At 42.7% G+C, this 17,959-nt stretch carries 21 protein-coding genes; 11 read left to right on the top strand and 10 right to left on the bottom strand.

Features of this window, described 5'->3' with window-relative positions:
* Positions 1-97 precede the first annotated feature (97 nt).
* Positions 98-2,281: a peptidoglycan D,D-transpeptidase FtsI family protein gene (locus tag OXB_RS14525; protein WP_041075184.1), complete on the top strand. Its 2,184-nt coding sequence runs from the start codon at positions 98-100 to the stop codon at positions 2,279-2,281.
* A 45-nt stretch (positions 2,282-2,326) separates the two neighbouring features.
* On the opposite strand, the gene OXB_RS14520 is transcribed toward OXB_RS14525, so the two are convergent.
* Entirely contained in the window at positions 2,327-2,821 is a 495-nt protein-coding gene (locus OXB_RS14520) for an endolytic transglycosylase MltG (RefSeq protein WP_041075183.1), read from the bottom strand.
* Positions 2,818-3,195 carry a hypothetical protein gene (locus tag OXB_RS14515; RefSeq protein WP_041075182.1) on the bottom strand — a complete coding sequence of 126 codons (378 nt, stop codon included), beginning with the start codon at positions 3,193-3,195 and terminating at the stop codon, positions 2,818-2,820. The genes OXB_RS14520 and OXB_RS14515 overlap by 4 nt, the downstream gene beginning before the upstream one ends.
* 174 nt (positions 3,196-3,369) lie before the next feature.
* On the opposite strand from OXB_RS14515, the gene rpmG reads away from it, so the two are divergent.
* The 5 genes from rpmG (at position 3,370) to OXB_RS14490 (ending at position 7,574) form a co-directional block, all read left to right on the top strand.
* Positions 3,370-3,519: a 50S ribosomal protein L33 gene (gene rpmG / locus OXB_RS14510; RefSeq protein WP_041075181.1), complete on the top strand. Its 150-nt coding sequence runs from the start codon at positions 3,370-3,372 to the stop codon at positions 3,517-3,519.
* 60 nt (positions 3,520-3,579) lie between these two features.
* Positions 3,580-4,155 (top strand): 5-formyltetrahydrofolate cyclo-ligase, encoded by a 576-nt coding sequence (locus OXB_RS14505; RefSeq protein ID WP_041075180.1) that lies wholly within the window; start codon positions 3,580-3,582, stop codon positions 4,153-4,155.
* The gene (locus tag OXB_RS14500) at positions 4,155-4,358 is read left to right on the top strand and encodes a YqgQ family protein (protein WP_041075179.1); all 204 of its coding nucleotides are present in this window, start codon (positions 4,155-4,157) and stop codon (positions 4,356-4,358) included. The genes OXB_RS14505 and OXB_RS14500 overlap by 1 nt, the downstream gene beginning before the upstream one ends.
* 132 nt (positions 4,359-4,490) lie before the next feature.
* On the top strand, positions 4,491-6,392 hold the full coding sequence (locus tag OXB_RS14495; RefSeq protein WP_041075178.1) for an LTA synthase family protein: 1,902 nt from the start codon (positions 4,491-4,493) through the stop codon (positions 6,390-6,392).
* An 81-nt stretch (positions 6,393-6,473) separates the two neighbouring features.
* Positions 6,474-7,574, top strand: a complete 1,101-nt coding sequence (locus tag OXB_RS14490; RefSeq protein WP_041075177.1) for a hypothetical protein — start codon at positions 6,474-6,476, stop codon at positions 7,572-7,574.
* Between the two features lie 116 nt (positions 7,575-7,690).
* On the opposite strand, the gene OXB_RS14485 is transcribed toward OXB_RS14490, so the two are convergent.
* Positions 7,691-7,870 carry a DUF2759 domain-containing protein gene (locus tag OXB_RS14485; protein WP_041075176.1) on the bottom strand — a complete coding sequence of 60 codons (180 nt, stop codon included), beginning with the start codon at positions 7,868-7,870 and terminating at the stop codon, positions 7,691-7,693.
* 148 nt (positions 7,871-8,018) lie between these two features.
* Between OXB_RS14485 and OXB_RS14480 the strand changes: the two genes are divergently transcribed.
* Positions 8,019-8,654 (top strand): MBL fold metallo-hydrolase, encoded by a 636-nt coding sequence (locus OXB_RS14480; RefSeq protein ID WP_041075175.1) that lies wholly within the window; start codon positions 8,019-8,021, stop codon positions 8,652-8,654.
* Positions 8,655-8,711: 57 nt separating this feature from the next.
* Here the strand turns inward: OXB_RS14480 and OXB_RS14475 are convergent, their stop codons facing one another.
* Positions 8,712-8,954, bottom strand: coding sequence for a DUF2626 family protein (locus tag OXB_RS14475; RefSeq protein WP_041075174.1), 243 nt, complete (start codon positions 8,952-8,954; stop codon positions 8,712-8,714).
* Between the two features lie 355 nt (positions 8,955-9,309).
* On the opposite strand from OXB_RS14475, the gene comGA reads away from it, so the two are divergent.
* Genes comGA through OXB_RS19490 form a run of 3 tightly spaced genes read left to right on the top strand, consistent with a single transcriptional unit; the run spans position 9,310 to position 11,470 of the window.
* On the top strand, positions 9,310-10,299 hold the full coding sequence (gene comGA, locus OXB_RS14470; RefSeq protein ID WP_231860321.1) for a competence type IV pilus ATPase ComGA: 990 nt from the start codon (positions 9,310-9,312) through the stop codon (positions 10,297-10,299).
* Positions 10,292-11,347 carry a competence type IV pilus assembly protein ComGB gene (gene comGB, locus OXB_RS14465; protein WP_041075173.1) on the top strand — a complete coding sequence of 352 codons (1,056 nt, stop codon included), beginning with the start codon at positions 10,292-10,294 and terminating at the stop codon, positions 11,345-11,347. Before comGA ends, comGB begins: the two co-directional genes overlap by 8 nt.
* 15 nt (positions 11,348-11,362) lie before the next feature.
* Entirely contained in the window at positions 11,363-11,470 is a 108-nt protein-coding gene (locus tag OXB_RS19490; protein ID WP_158333737.1) for a prepilin-type N-terminal cleavage/methylation domain-containing protein, read from the top strand.
* 49 nt (positions 11,471-11,519) lie between these two features.
* Here the strand turns inward: OXB_RS19490 and OXB_RS14460 are convergent, their stop codons facing one another.
* From OXB_RS14460 to OXB_RS18245, 6 genes are all read right to left on the bottom strand, one after another.
* Entirely contained in the window at positions 11,520-12,674 is a 1,155-nt protein-coding gene (locus tag OXB_RS14460) for a site-specific integrase (protein ID WP_084212490.1), read from the bottom strand.
* Between the two features lie 144 nt (positions 12,675-12,818).
* Positions 12,819-14,321: a hypothetical protein gene (locus OXB_RS14455; RefSeq protein ID WP_041075171.1), complete on the bottom strand. Its 1,503-nt coding sequence runs from the start codon at positions 14,319-14,321 to the stop codon at positions 12,819-12,821.
* A 5-nt stretch (positions 14,322-14,326) separates the two neighbouring features.
* Entirely contained in the window at positions 14,327-15,406 is a 1,080-nt protein-coding gene (locus tag OXB_RS14450; RefSeq protein WP_041075170.1) for a nucleoid-associated protein, read from the bottom strand.
* Between the two features lie 19 nt (positions 15,407-15,425).
* A complete protein-coding gene (locus OXB_RS14445) occupies positions 15,426-16,007 on the bottom strand; it encodes an ImmA/IrrE family metallo-endopeptidase (protein ID WP_041075169.1) in 582 nt (193 codons plus the stop codon).
* 12 nt (positions 16,008-16,019) lie between these two features.
* Positions 16,020-17,039, bottom strand: coding sequence for a hypothetical protein (locus OXB_RS18940; RefSeq protein ID WP_041075168.1), 1,020 nt, complete (start codon positions 17,037-17,039; stop codon positions 16,020-16,022).
* A gap of 93 nt (positions 17,040-17,132) precedes the next feature.
* Positions 17,133-17,558, bottom strand: a complete 426-nt coding sequence (locus OXB_RS18245) for a helix-turn-helix domain-containing protein (protein WP_041075167.1) — start codon at positions 17,556-17,558, stop codon at positions 17,133-17,135.
* 155 nt (positions 17,559-17,713) lie between these two features.
* Here OXB_RS18245 and OXB_RS14430 point away from each other — a divergent pair, with 155 nt between their 5' ends.
* Positions 17,714-17,956 (top strand): helix-turn-helix transcriptional regulator, encoded by a 243-nt coding sequence (locus OXB_RS14430; RefSeq protein ID WP_041075166.1) that lies wholly within the window; start codon positions 17,714-17,716, stop codon positions 17,954-17,956.
* The last annotated feature ends 3 nt before the right edge of the window (positions 17,957-17,959 follow it).

Below are 17,959 nucleotides of genomic sequence, written 5' to 3'. Positions count from 1 at the left end.
GTGCTTTTTATGTTTCTAATGATATAATGCAGGGTGGTAGAAACGCATTTGATAGAAATGTAATTTCAATATCGATACATAGGAAAGGGGGAGCGGGATGAAAAAACAGATCCGAAAAGCAGATCAAGCGAAAATTAGGCAACGTAAACATATTGCATTCCGGATGAATTTCCTGTTCTTCTCCATCTTTATCCTTTTTTCATTGCTCATTTTCCGGCTCGGTTATTTGCAAATCGTCAAAGGGGAAGATTACAGAACGGAGCTTGAGAAGAAAGAGGAAATTCCGGTCAATACGAGCGTGCCACGCGGGCGGCTGTTCGACCGCGTCGGCAGGATCATGGTTGATAATGACCCTAAAAATGCCATCACCTATACGAAAACATCGACGACAACTGCGAAAGAGATGTTGAAAATTGCCCGGAAGCTCGCCGATTTGATCGAGCAGGATACGAAGCGGGTCACATTAGGGGACAAAAAGGACTTCTGGATTTTGTTGAACAGCGAAGAGGCGGCTGAAAAGGTTTCGAAAAAAGAAATTGCAAAAATCAAAGAAGATAAGACGTTGACCGAGAGGGAAGTGCAACGACAGATCAATCAGATGACACGGGACAGGGTGACCGATGAGGAACTGGCCACATTGACGGACGCCGACATGGAAGTGCTGGCCATCTATCGTGAAATGACGACGGGCTATGCGTTCTCCCCGCAAATCATCAAGAATAAAGATGTGACAGAAAGGGAATTCGCTGCAGTTTCCGAACGTTTGGACGATCTACCGGGCGTCAATACGACGACTGACTGGGATCGTGTCAAAATGTCGAGCAACGCGATACTCGGCTCTACCACCAGTCCGACCGAAGGGATACCGAGAACCCACCTCGACTATTATTTGGCAAGGGATTATTCCCGCAACGACCGGGTTGGACGCAGTTATTTCGAACAATATTATGAGGATCTGCTAAAAGGGCAGAAGACGATTGTGAAAAATGTCAAGGATCGGACAGGGCGCGTCGTGGAGACGAAAACGGTTAAAGAAGGAGAGCCAGGGAAAGACCTGATGCTCACCATCGACAGCGAACTGCAACTCGAAGTGGAAAATATGGTATCCGATGAATTATTGCAATTAAAGAGGCGTTCGGATACGCGCCTGTTGGATCGTGCGTTTGTCGTCATGATGAATCCGAACACCGGAGAAGTCCTTGCGTTGGTCGGGAAGCAAGTAGTGAGAGACAAAGAGACGGGCAAATATGAAATCCGGGACTATACGTTCGGGACGTTCAGCACTGCCTATGAAGCTGGATCCACTATCAAAATGGCGACTTTAATGGCTGGATATCAATACGGCGCTGCCCGGATCGGAGAAGTGAAGATCGACGAACCGATCCTGTTAAGAGGCGGGGGGAGGAAATCATCGGTTTTCAACCGTTCCGGCCGTGTAGCAGTGTCTGATATAGAAGCGATCGGGCGCTCGTCAAACGTCTATATGTTCAAAATCGCGATGGGTCTCGGGAACTATTCCTATGTGCCGAACGGCGGCTTGAAAATCGACTTTGCGGCATTCGAAAAATTTCGGAACAGTTACGCCTCTTTCGGGTTGGGTGTGAAGACCGGCATCGACTTGCCGGGAGAAGTGACTGGAATTTCAGTGGAACCGAACCGTTCGGAGCCCGGTAAGCTGTTGGACTTCGCCATTGGACAGTTCGATACGTACACCCCGCTGCAACTTGCCCAATATGTTTCGACCATCGCGAACGGCGGTTATCGGGTCGCTCCGAAAGTGTTGAAAGCCGTCTACGAACCATCTCCGGACGGACAGACATTCGGACCGCTCCTGCAAGAGATGGAACCGGTCGTTCTCAACAGGATTGCGAATAGCGATGAAGAGATCGCCAGAGTGAAGCAAGGGATGTATTATACGTATTACGGTCCTAGAGGGACGGCAAGAGGCCTCTTTGATGGCGCCGGATTTGATGCAGGAGGGAAGACAGGGACTGCCCAATCCGGTTATTACGAAGGGGAAGACCGCAGTCTATGGGGGACGCAGACAATTTCGGTTGCCCACGTAGGCTTCGCGCCTTATGAAAATCCTGAAATCGCCTATGCCGTCCTCGTACCGCACGTATCCACCTATACTAGCGGCGGTTACGCCTATCCGAATAATTCATTGGCTGAAGCGGCCGTCAAGAAATATTTCGAGTTGAAGGAAAAGCGGCTGCAAGAAGATGAATCGGATGTTGCCATAACGATTAAACCGGCATACGAAAAGGATCTTGCCAAATAGTAAAACAACACCCGAACGGCTTTGGCTGCCTGGCGGGTGTTGTTTTCATTTCGGCGAGGTGATGGTCCTGGCGATAGTTTTGTAATCCATTGTCGAATCGAGCTCATACTCTCCGATCTGGATTTTGCCGGCCAATTTTTGTGAAACCAAGTACATTTCAAATTCATTGCCATCCTTGACGATTCCGAGCCTCTCCAAAGCAGTGGAAACGGTTGTTGAATTGGACCCGGGTTGTATTGCTAAGACAGTTTTAACGGGATCTTTTGAGGAAGCTGGCTGCTCATCCCCGGGCGGCACCGCCTGTTCTCGTTTTGTTTCTTGTTCAGCCGGGCGGGAAGGGAGCTGATCCGTCGAAGAAGAGGTTTGAATCATTGCCAAGGCCTCTTTCGCCCGTGCCAACTCTTCTTCGGTCTTCTCCAGTTTTGATTGCAGGATCTCCGAATCCGAATCGGACGGGTTTTCCGCTTGCCCTGTAAAATAAAGAACGCCACCCGCGACGAGACAGCCGATTCCGATCGTACGCAACAATTCTTTCATCATTTCAGCATCCCCCGTGAACTGAGTACATGGATGACGTCTTCGTTGCTCAGAGAGGAACGTATGGCAATCTCGCCGATCGTATAACCTTGCGCATGAAGTGAAAGAATTTGATTGACGATGATTTCGTGAATCGGTTTCGGTGCCGTTTTTTTCACGTGCGTGGAATTCACCGGCAAGTTGGGACTTCCGCCAATTCCGATCATTAGTTCCTCTTCTACGGTTTTCAACCTTTTCTTCAAATGATTCGTCTCTTGGTGCAGGCTGATTGAAATTTTCTCCAATTCATCGGCGTAACGTCCATTCGAGCCTCTGACGAAAAAAGAAGCGATGACCAGGATAAGTCCTATGCCGAGTAATAATAATGGGATATCCATCGAGCGATCAATCCTCCAAAAAAAAATACCTTTTCCCCATAGTATCATATGCCTTCCCGTTAGGAAATTTCAAATTTCCCACTGGACATCTCGAGCTGATATGGTACAATTATAAAGTCGTATAAATCATGCTCATATTACTTTTACTATTCCTGATGAGTGGGAGGGATAACAATGCGCGTAAACATTACACTTGCTTGCACAGAATGCGGCGAGCGCAACTATATTTCAAAGAAAAACAAGCGTAACAACCCGGAACGTCTTGAAATGAAAAAATATTGCTCACGTGACAAAAAACAAACTTTGCACCGTGAAACGAAATAATCGCCATGGCCAAAACCTTCACGGGTTTTGGTTTTTTCATTTCAAATTGGGGGTATAGTAATGAGTAAAAAATTTCTCCGCAACCAGATGCTGGAATTGCTGAAAGAGATGGAGCGTTCCACCTATCAACGCCTCTCAGAGAAAATCACTGAAAGCGTGTTAGGTTCTGAGGAATTCAGGAATGCCAAGGTTATCGGTATCACTGTTTCGAGATTTCCGGAGGTAAACACGATTCCGTTGATCCAGGCTTCGTGGGAAGCCGGAAAAAAGATTGCAGTACCGAAATGCATACGCTCTACAAGGGAAATGGATTTCCGGCTCATTGCCTCTTTGGATGACTTGGAGACAGTCTACATGGATCTGAAGGAACCGATTGTGGATCTGACGATGCAGGTTGGAAAAGGGGACATTGACTTACAGATCGTGCCGGGTGTTCTGTATTCACCAGCTGGGTATCGGATCGGTTTCGGTGGCGGTTATTATGATCGGTATTTGTCCGATTATGATGGCGAGATGATTTCGCTTGCTTTCAAGTGTCAGACGGGGCACAATGTTCCTTTGGAAGAACATGATATTCCAGTACCGAAGATTTTCACTGAAGAGGAAGTCATCATTTGCCGAAAGGGGATGCACTGATGGCAAATCTTCTAAAAGTGGTAGGTCTTTTAAAACGCTTCGGAATTTATATATATACAGGAGACAGAAAAGCGGATTTGGAAATGATGCAATCGGAAATAAAGGATCTGTATGATTCCGGGTTAGTGCCCAAGGAAGAATATTTAGAGGCAACTCTAGTTCTACGGGCGGAATTGACCAAGTGGAAGTCAAAGGATTCATAGGTCTTTTTTCGCTATGTCATTAGATAATGAAACTTTCCGGCTTTCCATCCGTCTAATAGGTAGCGGGTGTTGGAGTGATCCAGGTTATATATGACATCTATCGTACAGAAAAAATTGAAAGGGAGATAAGGAATGAGAAAATTATCTTGGCCAAAACACTCCGTTCTCGCCATCGCGATCATCGCCACATGGCTTACCACATATTTTGGCTATTTGACCAGTTTTAACATGAAAATTGATAATTTGATGCAGGAATTCATTCTTTTTATGAATCCCCTCAGTTTTCTATTATTCATCTATGGATTATCTTTATTCATTAAAAGGACTAAAACTCGCAACCGATATATATTGACTGTCAGTTTGATCACTTCCATCATCATGTTCAGCAATGCGGTGTTCTACCGGTTCTTCAATGATTTCATCACCTTGCCCGTTCTGATGCAAACAAGCAATTTCGGAGACCTATCTTCATCGGTGACAGCCAATATCCAGATGACGGATATTTTCTTTTTCACGGACTTTTTTATTGTGCTGCTAGCTATGAAATTTATCCCTGAGCAGTCTCATGCTGTCCGCAATGGAAATATCGGACGCAAACTCTATTTTGTCGTCACTGCCGCGATTATGATGGTCAACTTGGGGCTGGCCGAGACAGAAAGGCCTCAATTGCTGACGCGCAGCTTCGACAGGGAGCTGCTGGTGAAAAACATCGGGGCGTATAACTATCATATATACGACCTGTTCGTCCAGTCGAAGTCCCATGCCCAACGCGCGCTTGCTGACGGAAGTGAGCTTGCGGAGGTCGGAAACTATATTTCCGCAAACTATGCCGAACCGGACCCGGACATGTACGGAGTTGCTGAAGGACGGAACGTGATCTTCGTCTCTTTGGAATCACTGCAAAACTTTGTCATCAATAACGAAATGGACGGCCATGTCATTACGCCGTTTTTGAATGAACTGACAAAGGATCCGGATACGTTTTATTTTGATAATTTCTATCATCAAACAGGTCTAGGGAAAACGTCGGATTCGGAATTCATTGTGGAGAACTCCCTCTATGGCCGAAACGGGGGTGCGGTATTCTTCACGAACAGCGGGAATACGTACCAGGCGCTATCTGAGCGACTTGCGGAAAATGGATACTTCACCAATGTAATGCACGCAAACAATCGAAGCTTCTGGAATCGGGACATCATGTACCAAGCGCTCGGCATACAGAAATTTTACGATGTGGAAAGTTATGAAATCGAAGAAGGCCAGGCTGTCAACTGGGGAATGAAAGACATCCCTTTCTTTGAACAATCGGTTGAGCTGATGAAAGAGATGCCACAGCCGTTCGCTTCCCGAATGATCACATTGACGAACCATCATCCGTTCGACTTGGATGAGGAAGATATGCTGATTCCGGCATATACGTCCAATTCCAATACGTTGAACAAATATTTCCAGACAGTCCGTTACATGGATGAAGCTGTCAAAGTGTTCTTTGAGAAATTGAAGGAAAGCGGCCTGTATGAAAACTCCATTATCATCATGTATGGCGACCATTATGGTATTTCCGAAAACCATAATAAGGCAATGGGGATGTATTTGGACAAGGAAATCACGCCATATGACAATGCCGTCTTGCAGAAAGTTCCTCTCTTTATCCATATTCCGGGATACGGGAAAGGCGAAGTGAAAAGTGAACTTTCTGGACAACTCGATTTAAGACCGACCCTCCTTCATCTTCTCGGTATCGATACGAAAAAAGACATGCAGCTGGGAGAGGATTTGTTCTCACCAGATCATGAGGAGTTCGTCATTTTCCGGGATGGACGATTGGTGACAGACGAGTATGTCTATACCCAGGAAGTCTGCTACGATGCGGGGACAGGAGAAGAAATCGATCTTGCACTATGTGAACCTTACGTGGAGCGCGCAATCACTGAACTTGGCTATTCGGATATGATTATCAATGGAGACTTGCTCCGTTTTAAAGAGGAAGGAAACAAATCTTACATCACTCCGAGTGAAAAGAAGAAAGAATAAAAGGATTCTGCACGGAGATTCCTCCGTGCAGTCTTTTTTCAACAAATTAATAGGTAATTTATTGAAAAGGAGGGAGCGGATTTGAAAAAGTGGTTGCTTGCTTTAAGTATAGCAACAACCTTATGGCTGGCAGGGTGTAAAGGCGAACCGGTCGAACAGGCGGAGGAGAGTCCGGTCATAACAGAACCGCCCGAGCAGCAAGTGGAAGAAGTGAATCGGAATCTGCATCAATTGGATGTAGATTTGGAGTCTTTCCATTTCGTGGCAGACTGGCTGTCCGATGAAGAAGTGGTCTATGTTGAGAAAAAGGAAGACCTTTACGAAGTTAAAACTTTCAATATGACAACCGGTGCTATCGAAACGATCTACGAGGATCCGTCGATCATTATCGATGTATTGATCCATCCTTCAAAAGAATTTCTTCTCATACATACGAGCGATAATCCTCTTTCTGCGACTGTGAAAATCCTTTCCATGGAAGGCACTGTGGAAGATGAAATCGTTGTCGAATCTTCCGAGCTGGGTATTGAATGGAATGATTCGGATCCATATCAAATCTTGTTGACGGCCTTCCATGAAGATTGGTCCTTTGATCTGTTTCTATATGACGGACATGAGAATTATTTGGAGTTGGTCGAACTCGAAGATCCTTTTCCAAAGTGGTTCGGCAAAAATTCCATCGCATTCAGCCATGTCGAAGACCATGCGCTGGATGGGGGGACTATCCAAATTTATGATCCGGCAACGGGGAATCAGCGCGATTTGGAGCTTTCGGACATTGTGTATTTCGACACGTACCGTGACAGCCTCCTCGTTGTTCGGATTGATGAAAAAGATGAAGCGGTTTACACGTGGATGGAGACTGATGGAACGATTCGGCATCAATGGAAGTTGCCGGCCGTCAGCAATTATTCGGAGTGGGTAATTTCGGAGATTGCATGGGTAGCGGATGATGAGCTGTTTCTGATTTCTCCCGAGACAGGCGGCCTGATCGATGAACTGCAATCACCTATGCAACTAATCCAAATGAAAGGGAGGCAACAAAAAGTAGTCGCGGAAGATGTGGAAGCTGTCCTGCCGCGTTGTTCCCCCTCTGGAAAGAGATGCCTGACTGGCTTTACTTCTGAAACGTTGATCCATACCGAAACAGGGGAGAAAGAAGCTTGGCTCCTCTTTCCGTAAAATTAAAAAACATCCTTCATGCCGCAGCACAAGGATGTTTTTTAATTTGATTCCGAAGAGAAAGCCTACGATTCAACGGAGATTCGACTCCTAGCTTTAAGCCTCCGGCGGATGTCTTAATGCAAGGAAGGCGGATACCCTTGGAAGATGATTGTTGCAAGCGTAAATCCTCCGATGACAACTGCAGTCCCGAGATTGAAAATAACACTCAAAACATTACGTTCTTTGATAGCTTGGACTGTTCCGACTACTGCCAGGATTGCAATCAGTCCGAAGATGACCATTAATAAGTTCATGGGTAGACACTCCTTTCACAGCGAAGCCACTATAGCAATATTCCTCTTCTATTGTACTGGTAAGTCCGCCCTTTGTCGAGGCTAATTAATGACGAAAATTTGAAATCCATCTCGCCATTCAGTAGTATGGATTGCAGGAGGGGTGAATATGTTGAAAATCCATACATATCCGCTAGGACCGATTCAGACGAATTGTTATATCATTGAGGAGCCGGGCGGCCAATGTCTAATAGTCGATCCCGGAGAAGAAGCGGGACGCATTATCCAGGCAATCGAGGGTGCGGAACTAAAACCGATCGCCATTCTGCTGACCCATGCGCATTTCGACCATATTGGCGCGGTGGACGCCGTACGGGATCATTTCGGTATTCCGGTCCATATCCATTCAGCTGAGCAGGAATGGCTCTCTAACCCGAATTTAAACGGTTCCTCTCGCTATCCGGGATTGCCGGCCGTGCGCAATCGGGAAGCGGAGCACCTATTGGCGGAAGGCGAGCTGGAACTTGGTCCATTCGCGATGGATGTCCGGCATACACCGGGCCACTCACCGGGCAGTGTATCCTTCATTTTCGAAGGTGCAGGATTTGCAGTAGTCGGGGATACGCTGTTCAGGCAAAGCATCGGCAGGACCGACTTGCAGGGGGGAGATGCGGCGACGCTGCTCGCTTCCATCCATGACAAATTGTTAACATTGGATGATGATTGCATTATTTATCCGGGACATGGCCCGGCAACAACGCCTGATTATGAAAAAGATGCAAACCCATTCTTGAACGGATTCTGATGCGGGAAAAAGGTACAAAAAAACAGCCGGAATGGGCTGTTTTTTTGTATGTACGTTTTAGTGTCCGCCGCCTTGTACGTGAATGAACGTTGCGTAGTAGCTGAATCCTACCATGAAAATCATCAGGTATGCGCCAAACATGTACATATACATACGCTCTGTAAGATTCAAGAATCCGAGCAATAGGAAGAAAAGTGTGCTCGCTACGAAAATGACCGAAGCAGTATACATATCGCCGATAAAGAACATAACCGCGAAAATGCCTGTCCAGAAGCCTAGCAGCTTGAACATGTTATCCATATGTCCTGTCCCTCCTTAAAAAAACATTACAATAAGCTCCATATCATTATAATGGATAACGAGCAGATATGTAAACTGCAATCATGTACACATTGTGACAAACCGATGGATGCTTGTCAGAAAAAAAGGTGAAAATTCAATTTCCAGGCCGGAAAAAACGCAAAGTATGATAAAATCCGGTTTTTATTCGCTGAAACGATGCCAAAACGGAAATTTGCCCCCTTTTCATTATGCAAAACACGACTTTGACGGAAAGAGTTCCAATTGTCTGGAAAATGTCGTATGCTCTTGTTGGAACGAAAAGCAGTCTTTCGTCTTTCCAGAAAGAGAGGTGTCCGGTATCAGAAATGGACATGTGATTGACCGAAAGTGTTTCCAGTTGCTTGAAAAGGCCATCGCCTACGAGGCGACCGATATCCACCTCACTCCTATTCGCGAAGGATACCAAGTCTACTTTAAAAAGTTCGCGAAACTGGATGAGACCGGGATCCTTCCGCAGCATTTGGCGGGGCGGATGATTTCATTTTATAAGTTTCTTTCCTCACTTGATATAAGCGATAAACGCAAACCCCAAAGCGGCTCATTCCATAAACAGATCCAAGGTGAGAACTTTTCTTTCCGAGTTTCGACCATCCCCTCTATCTACATGAAAGAGAGTGTCGTCATCCGTTTACAGAAACACGACCGAATCGTACCCATTGACAAGCTTTGTCTCGAGCAGGAGTGGACCGAACAATTGACCGATGCCATTTCACAACAGCAAGGGCTGTTGCTAATGACAGGTCCGACTGGCAGTGGGAAGACGACGACCATCTACTCATTGACGGCCCATTGCGTCAACCATCTCAACCGGCATGTCATCTCGTTGGAAGACCCTGTTGAAAATAACCATTCCCACCTCCTCCAAGTCCAAGTGAATGAGCAGTCCGGGATGACCTATTCGGCCGGCTTGAAAGCTATCCTTCGCCATTCTCCCGATATCATCATGATCGGGGAAATCCGGGACGCTGAAACAGCGAAAATTGCCGTCCAAGCAGCATTGACAGGACATCTCGTTTTAACAACAGTTCATTCCAAAGATCCTATTGGCTGTTTTTACCGGATGATGGACTTCGGGATTTCGGCAGAAGAACTTCGACAGACGATTATCTGCATCTCGGCACAGCGGCTGATCCGGACGGCCGATGGACAGCAAAGCGCCATATTTGAAATCGTGAGCGGCCCAGAACTGGATGCCATGGCGGATGCAATCATGCGGGGGGACCGTGTCCACTCTCCTTCCGATCTGAAATTGGAATCCCTTGCCAAGAGATATAGCAAGTCGGAGAGGGCTCTCCATGAATAATAAGTTGGAAAGGCTTTGGCGCAGGAAGGAGGAAGAGTTGCAGGACAAGCCTTCTTTTCTGAAGAGGTTGTCAACACTTCTGGAAGAGGGCTATACATTCCATGATTCGCTGCGGCTATTATTGCCGCATCATGTCCAGAACTATGGCGTCGTTCTGCTGCGGGTCGAAGAGGATTTGTCAGCAGGCCTAGGCGTCACGCAAATTCTTCGAAGGCTTGGCTTCGCTTCCGCAAATCTGCTCCCGGTCGCCATTGCCGAAATTGATGGGCAACTGGTACGGGCTTTATCGGAAATGTCCAATCGATTGAAAAGCAAAGAAGAGAAGCATAAGAGGTTGAAGGGGTTGCTGCTCTACCCTTCCGTGCTGTTCTTGTTCATAGCTGCATTGCTGCTGGCGTTTCGGCATCTTTTCCTTCCGAATATGGAAGCGCTTGCGATCGCGAGGCAAAGTGACGGCAGTTCAATTGTGTCGTTATTGCCCGCCATCGTTTCGAGGATTCCTGATGCGATTTTGTTATTCGCCCTGGTTCTCTTAGCTGCGATTGCCAGTATGACCTTTTTTTATAGACGGCTTCCGGTGGATCGGAAAATTCGATGGATGATTGCCATTCCTGTGGGAGGTGCATTCTTCATGTATTTGAAAACGCGGGATTTTTCCAGTGAGATGGGGAGTCTATTGCAATCCGGACTCTCCTTGCAAAATGCGCTCGAGGTATTGATTGAACAAGAATTGGACGTTGTGCTCGCCGAAATTGCGAGAAGGGTGAGAGAACAGGTCATTTACGGTGAACCGTTCCACTCCGCGATCGAACTATCGGATGGGCTGACTAAACAGTTGGCGGGATTTGCCAAGCACGGGGCGGACAGTGGCCATTTAGCGAAGGAATTGCTCATCTATAGCGACCACTTAAACGATGTGATGGAACGTAAGTTGTCCCGTGCCTTGTCGCTGTTGCAGCCTCTCCTGTTCAGTGGAATTGCCATTTGCATCTTAGCGGCCTATCTCGCGATATTATTACCGGTCTATGGCATGTTGGACCATTTATAAAAAGGGGAGATCATATTGAAATTCAAACGAAATGAGCGGGGTTTTACCTTGATAGAAATGATGATCATTTCAAACGTTCAAAAGAGGGAAGTGCGCAACGTCGCTGTTTATTTATGTTTTTAGGCAGTTGCGCAGAGAGGAAAACCACAGAAAAACCACATTTATTTTCATTTTAGATAAATTGGCGGAAATACTCGTTGATTTTGTCGTCACTCTGCTGCTGCATCTTTTTCGTGACGTGAGTATAAATGTCGAGTGTAATATTGATATTAGAGTGACCAACACGCTCCATGATGACTGGAAGATCGACACCAGCCTCCACGAGCATTGTAATATGTGTATGCCGTAAGATGTGCGTACCGCTTACATCGTTAATCCCGTAAGCTTTGTAAATCTTGTTAAATACGCTGCCAATGGTAGATGCCCGAATTGGCTGCTGGGTTTTACCGACAAACACTAAATTCCGCCATTCAGATTTTGGATCCCGTAAGCCGATCAATTTTTCTTTATTGTATTGCACTTTCATTTTCTTCAACTCTTCAGCAAGTTCCTGGTTAAATGATACAGTTCGATTGGAGTCTTCAGTTTTGGGAGGCATAAAATCAAAACCTCCATCAGTCGCAGGCTTCTCAAACAACGTCTTATTTACCCTCAGCAATCGCTTGTCCAGGTCGATGTCATCCCAGGTGAGTGCTAATGCCTCGCCAACACGCAACCCTGTAGAGAGCATTGTGAGCGCTAGGGGATAGGCGTTCCTTCTGCCAGATGACCTCACTCCGGTTAAAAAGTTCTGGATCTCATCCTTCTCCAGATACTTTTTCTTCGAGTTTATAAGCAGTTGCGATTTTTTTTCAGCTTTGGGAATCACCGTATCCTTAATGAAGTTTTTCTCTACATATCCATTCCTTACAGCGTAATCGAACAGTAAATTCAGAGCGGTTCTGGTGCCAGCCAGATGATGTTTTGAAACCCCAGTATCTCTCCGCTCAATCAAAAACTTTTGTAAATCATTCATCTGCAGCTTGCTGATGAGGTGCTTTCCGTGCTTGTCGATAAATGGTTTCAAAGCTACCATTCTAACTTTGACGGAGGAGGGTTTCACAGTTTCCTTGTAGACATCCAGCCACTCTTCATAAACCTCTTGCACCAAACGTTTCTGCGGCTGTTTCTTTTTGGATAATTCTGCCGCAGCTGTTTGAGCTCTGTGCATTGCCTCCTTCTTCGTATCACCACGGCGGGTTACTTGGCGACGTTGTCCGGTTAGGGGATCTGGAGTTGCATCGGTTGTGCAAGACCATTTACCACTGGATAGTTTACGACAATACATATTTATCGCTCCTTTTATTGAATGAATACTTATTGCATATTAACGGTGATGAGCTATATTACACATCCTTTCTCAAGAATAAGGAACAGACGTTCTTTTTATTGTTAAAATAATACCCCGCTATAAAGAAGGGTAGGGGAAAAATCATTGTGAAACTGTAACTTTATTTATTACTTTCATCAAAAATTCGATAACTTGGTTTTCATTATTTTGAAAGTACATTCCTAATGAAAAAATCAGGAAAATAATGCCTATAAAAATAATGATATTGGCAGTGAACATTTTATAAAATAAGTTTTTCCTTTTTGTCACGGAACTCTTTATATTTTTCATTTTAGATTTATCGAAAAGAAAAGTGTACTCGTTCATCCTGTTAATAAAGTTGTTAAATGAAATTTGAACGCTGGCATTAGAATAATAGGATGTATAAATTAAAGATAATAAAATTATTACAGAATAAAAATATAATCCGTAACTGATAATAGTTTTTATTTCTGCCCTTAAGAGCATGGCGATTATTGCTGTAACGATTGAAACAAACAAGCTGCTAAGGGTTTTAACTAACAAATCGGTTATTCTGTTAATTTCTACAGAAATCAATTCACCAGTACTTTTTACAATATCATCTATCTTTTTTCGTTCTTCTATATATTCTTTTATATTATCTTGTATATAAAAATTGAAGTTCTCTTTTGCAGTTTCAATAAGACTATCTAAATATATAAGAAATTCATCTAAACTGATAGGATGATTAAGTTGTAAACTAGAAGGTACTATATTGTGAAAAATTTTTAATTTATCTTCAGTTTTTTCGCTGTAAACCCATTTATAAAAATTTAATAACCCATCAATTTCATGTGTTTTGGATAAATCAAAAGACGTTTTGAGAATCATCCTCTTTTGACCGTTAAAGTAGCAATTGAAATAATCATTTTGATTATCATTTGGATCGCTTTTTTCAATAAAGGAAGATAAATAACTTATACACTGAAAAGCACACCATTTATTGAATATCTCTTTGATAGAATGAGAGTAATCAGATTTTAAAAATAACTGGTCCGGAATTACGGTAGATAAAGTGTTGTTCCCATTTGGCAATTTATCTATTTGCGTGAGAATGTCATCTTTCTTTTTTATTGCTCGAGTAATTACTTTTTCATCTATTTCTTCTAAATCGTCAAGAGTAAAAAAGTGTACAAATTCATTAGAGATTAACGGAATGTCCGTATTGATTATAAGAATTTGCGATAATGGTTTTTTGTTAAAAACAAATTCTGTAAAATCATCGAAGTTTAATTTCTCAATATGATCTCTAAAATTACTGATGTTATAATAAATAATTGAGTTGGTGTTGGGGTATGAAATAAGTAAATCTGCTTTTTTAAGTTTCAAAATAAAATCAATGTTTTTAGAGGCTTCTAAACCTAATGCAGAAATGATGTCGTCCCTTTCTGTCGGCATTGATAGTGAGAAATCACTAAAAGAAATAACAAAGCTACTTTTATAAAAGTGATAGAAATCATCTAAATAAGTGATAATCTTATCTACATCCAAGTTAATCTTGAATTGTAATTCACTGGAGTCTTCTCGTCTGAATTGCAGACCTTTTTGAGGTAGGATATTAAAAAACTCTTTATTTTTTAACATATTCCTCACTCCAATTTTTTTAACTCAACACCTTTTATTGAAATATCAACTGTTTTTTTACCATCAGGGTGTTTAGTTTCTTTATAGGAAAACTTATCAGGGTCATTAAATACATTGTGATCTATTGTTAATCTTATACCATCTAAGAAAACGCGTCTATTTTTTAAAAAAATCTTAGAAACTTCATCGGATTTTTCAAACTCATTCCTTGTTAATCCATATGTTTTAAAAATCTCTTTAGCTTGTCTAAAATGTTCATGTTCCTCGGTTTCTCGATTGAAAAATGTTTCCAAAAAGTTATCAATATTGATTAAGGGAGCAGTTTTAATAAGATTTATAGCATGATTATATATTTGCAGGCCTTTTTCATCAGTAATGTTTAAAGATGTGCTATCGTCCTTTATAGCTCTAACTCCTTTGATAAAAGAAGTGGTATTTGTTATTTCATCTTGGATAAGTTTTACGTTTAAAAAATTTGTCGAAAAAAATTGAGATACTGCTTCATCATCAATTGACTTTTGAGTGTTTTGTCGATCAAGCATTATCAAGTCATATTTATGTTCATCTTCAATATCAATATCAATTCTTATGAATGCTGCTTTTTGCAATCTTGTGCCAGCTTCAGGCCAGGCATTTCCTGTTTTAACAAGAGAAATTTTCATCTTATCATCCATAGTTTCAATTTTGGAAAGATATTGGTCTTTGTGATCTAATTTTAATATAGCCATATATCGTTCTCCGTTAATATTCACATCAGAAATTACAAGATCTCCAGGAGATATTGTTTTACTTGTCATAAATGAAAATAACCTTGTCGCTATCAAATGGGAGTAATCTATGAAATTATGACGACTCGAAAAAAATGATGTTGTTAGGTTATAAACTTCATTTACGGACGGATTGTTAAATTTTGCATATCTAACGTTTTTGTCTTCTAAACTATTAGTAGAATGTGTTGATAAAACTTGTTTAAATTCCTCGTTTAAATCTAAATTGAAATCAGATAATGCTAAACCGTCTATTTCTCGGTTATTTAAGCGATGTATAATGGCGCTATTTACTACTATACTGTTTACTGATATCATGACTATTCCCTCCGACTTTTTAATCAATCCACTCTAACGTCCCCAACTTCCCCCGCCAAGCAGCAAACCCATCCACCTTATGCCGAAAAATCAACTCCAACCGATAATGCGCAAACTCCTCAGATACCAAGAAGTAATCCGCAATGTCACTGATCAATACAGCTTCATCCAGCGCTGCATCATACACCCGGTTAATAAAGTGCTGGGGCATCAGGAGATAGGCTGCCATGCGTTTGGCCTGTCCTTCGACCTTGGCCAGCTGATACTCGTCAACGCTTAACTGAGGGGAGTGGTGGGCGTACAGATGACAGAACTCCTCGGCCGCCAGCAGCTTCTTCTCAATTTCATTCAGCCCTTCACGAATAAAGATAGTCCCACGTCTTCCACGATTCTTAGGGACTGAGAACGATTTCAGGTTATGTATGGCTTCCCATTCAACGGATTCGTCCATGAAAGGGGAGTCCAGAGGCAGTATCCGGATGCCGTATCGCCAACAGATGTCATAGATGTTAATTTCATCCGGGTAAGTGTAATGAAAATGGGAGAGGACCTTCTCGGCCCGTTCCTCCCAGTAGTCTGTATGTGGTTTTCGTAGTTGCATGACATCACGGCCTTACTTAACTATTTTCCATCCACCTAGCATTTTTGGTGTTGCCAAATCTGCACCATAACTGTCTACAAAATAAACTTGAACCAAATCCTCGTACTTACCCGAATTGTTGACTAGGTTAACAACTAGATTTCCGATTTGTTCGGCAAATCTTTCTTTCTCGTGTTCAGCTGAATAATACCAACTATCGCTTACTACGACGTTGACAATACTCCATTCCCCATGGCGTGGTCCTACGTCTACAATGATTCCGCCGCTAATTTCCTTCATTTCAGAAATAGCTGCATTAAATGCTTTATCTTGTTCTTTTTTCACAGTCTCTTCATTGGGGTAGGCAACTGTCGAAGTTTTAAATGTTGCATTTTTCCCGCCTAAATGATTTTCCGATGCAAGATCTCCGGTCATTTTGTCGCCGGTTTCTCCAAAAATGGCTTTGATATCATCTGGTTGTGGATGTTCGTCAAGGTTAAATCTAAACATCGCACTGGCTGCAAAATGAGCAGGTTTCCAATCTGATGGAATGTCAAAAGCTAATTCAGCTTTTCCGTCTTTCACTTTAATGAATCCGCTTTTATGATTGAAATTACCATCTATGAGTGACACTTCTAGTAAACCGCCATCAGGAATATTGGTATCTATAGCCACTTTAATCTTTCCTTGTTCAGCCGTTGCTTTTACAGTCCCCTCGACGTTTAGAAGCGCTTTTTGCCTTTTTTCAGCCTCTTCTTTTTTCTTGGCCTCTTCTTTTTTTGCTTTTTCAGCTTCTTCTTTTTCTTGTTTGTCTGTCTTTTTGTCCTTTTTCTCTTCATCCTTTTGACTATCAACTGCAATTTTTTCTTTATCGGAAGCTACTTCATTTTCTGATGAGGGAAGTAGCGCTCCGCCAATCATCATTAAAACGAAACCAATTCCGGTTGCGATGCCCCATTTCTTTTTAGGTTTCTTTCGAATAACAGAAATCACCAACATAACAATACCAACCCAAATAGTTAAAAATCCAACTACTGCAAAAAATCCTCCCATGATTTCCCCCTCCTAATCAATTTGTCTCATAAAAACAACTTAGTGAGATTTTCCCATTCGATGTATAAAAATAAACGCGGTCTAAAACCGCGGTTAATCTTCTAACTCTCCAAACCCATCTCCATACTCTTCTTCCTCTTCTTCCAGGAACATCTTCTTCATCTTATAGAGCTTGATCAGTTCTTTGACCTTCTTTTCTGGATCGGATGCTAGGTCATGGAACATGATGGGGTGTTTTTTGAGTTCGTTGAAGAGCTGGAGTTCTTCTTCTGAAAGATTTATTTCTTGCCCAGCAACAGTAACTTTACTATTCGTATTCATATCTGTTGTTTTGCCCAATAAATAGTCGGTGGTTATTTCTAGGGCATCAGACAATAAGACCAACATCTCGTTTGAAGGGGTGCTATGTCCATTTTCGTAATTACTAATGGTGCCTTTTGTGGTGTTGACTTTTTTCGCAAGCTCTTCTTGTGTCAGCTTCATTTTGTTTCTAGCGTTTTTTAATCTCTGGGATAACATTACAATTCCCCCTAATATAAGCACGTACAAGTATATTGTACATCATCTAAAAATGATTTAAATAAAAGTACAAGATATTTGTATTTAGTTGTTGACGTACAAGAATCTTGTATGTATACTAAAAGTATAAGTTGTTCATACATGGAGGTGAAGAAATGAAGAACGCTAATTTAATTAAAGCTCGCGAAAAGAAAAAACTAACCCAAGAACAACTGGCAAAAATCCTTGGTTATAAAGGAAAGCAATCAGTCGCTAACTGGGAGAATGGATATATCTCTCCTCCGTTAGAAACAGCAATGCGTATATCGAAAATTTTAGAAGAGGACCTCTTCTTTTTATTTGAGAATTTAGTACAAGAATCTCATACAAAGGAAAAGGGTGAAAAAGAAGTCGGATAGGGG

The sequence above is a fragment of the Bacillus sp. OxB-1 genome (genome assembly GCF_000829195.1).
GTDB lineage: Bacteria > Bacillota > Bacilli > Bacillales_A > Planococcaceae > Sporosarcina.
This window is presented reverse-complemented; position numbering and strand designations above follow the sequence as displayed.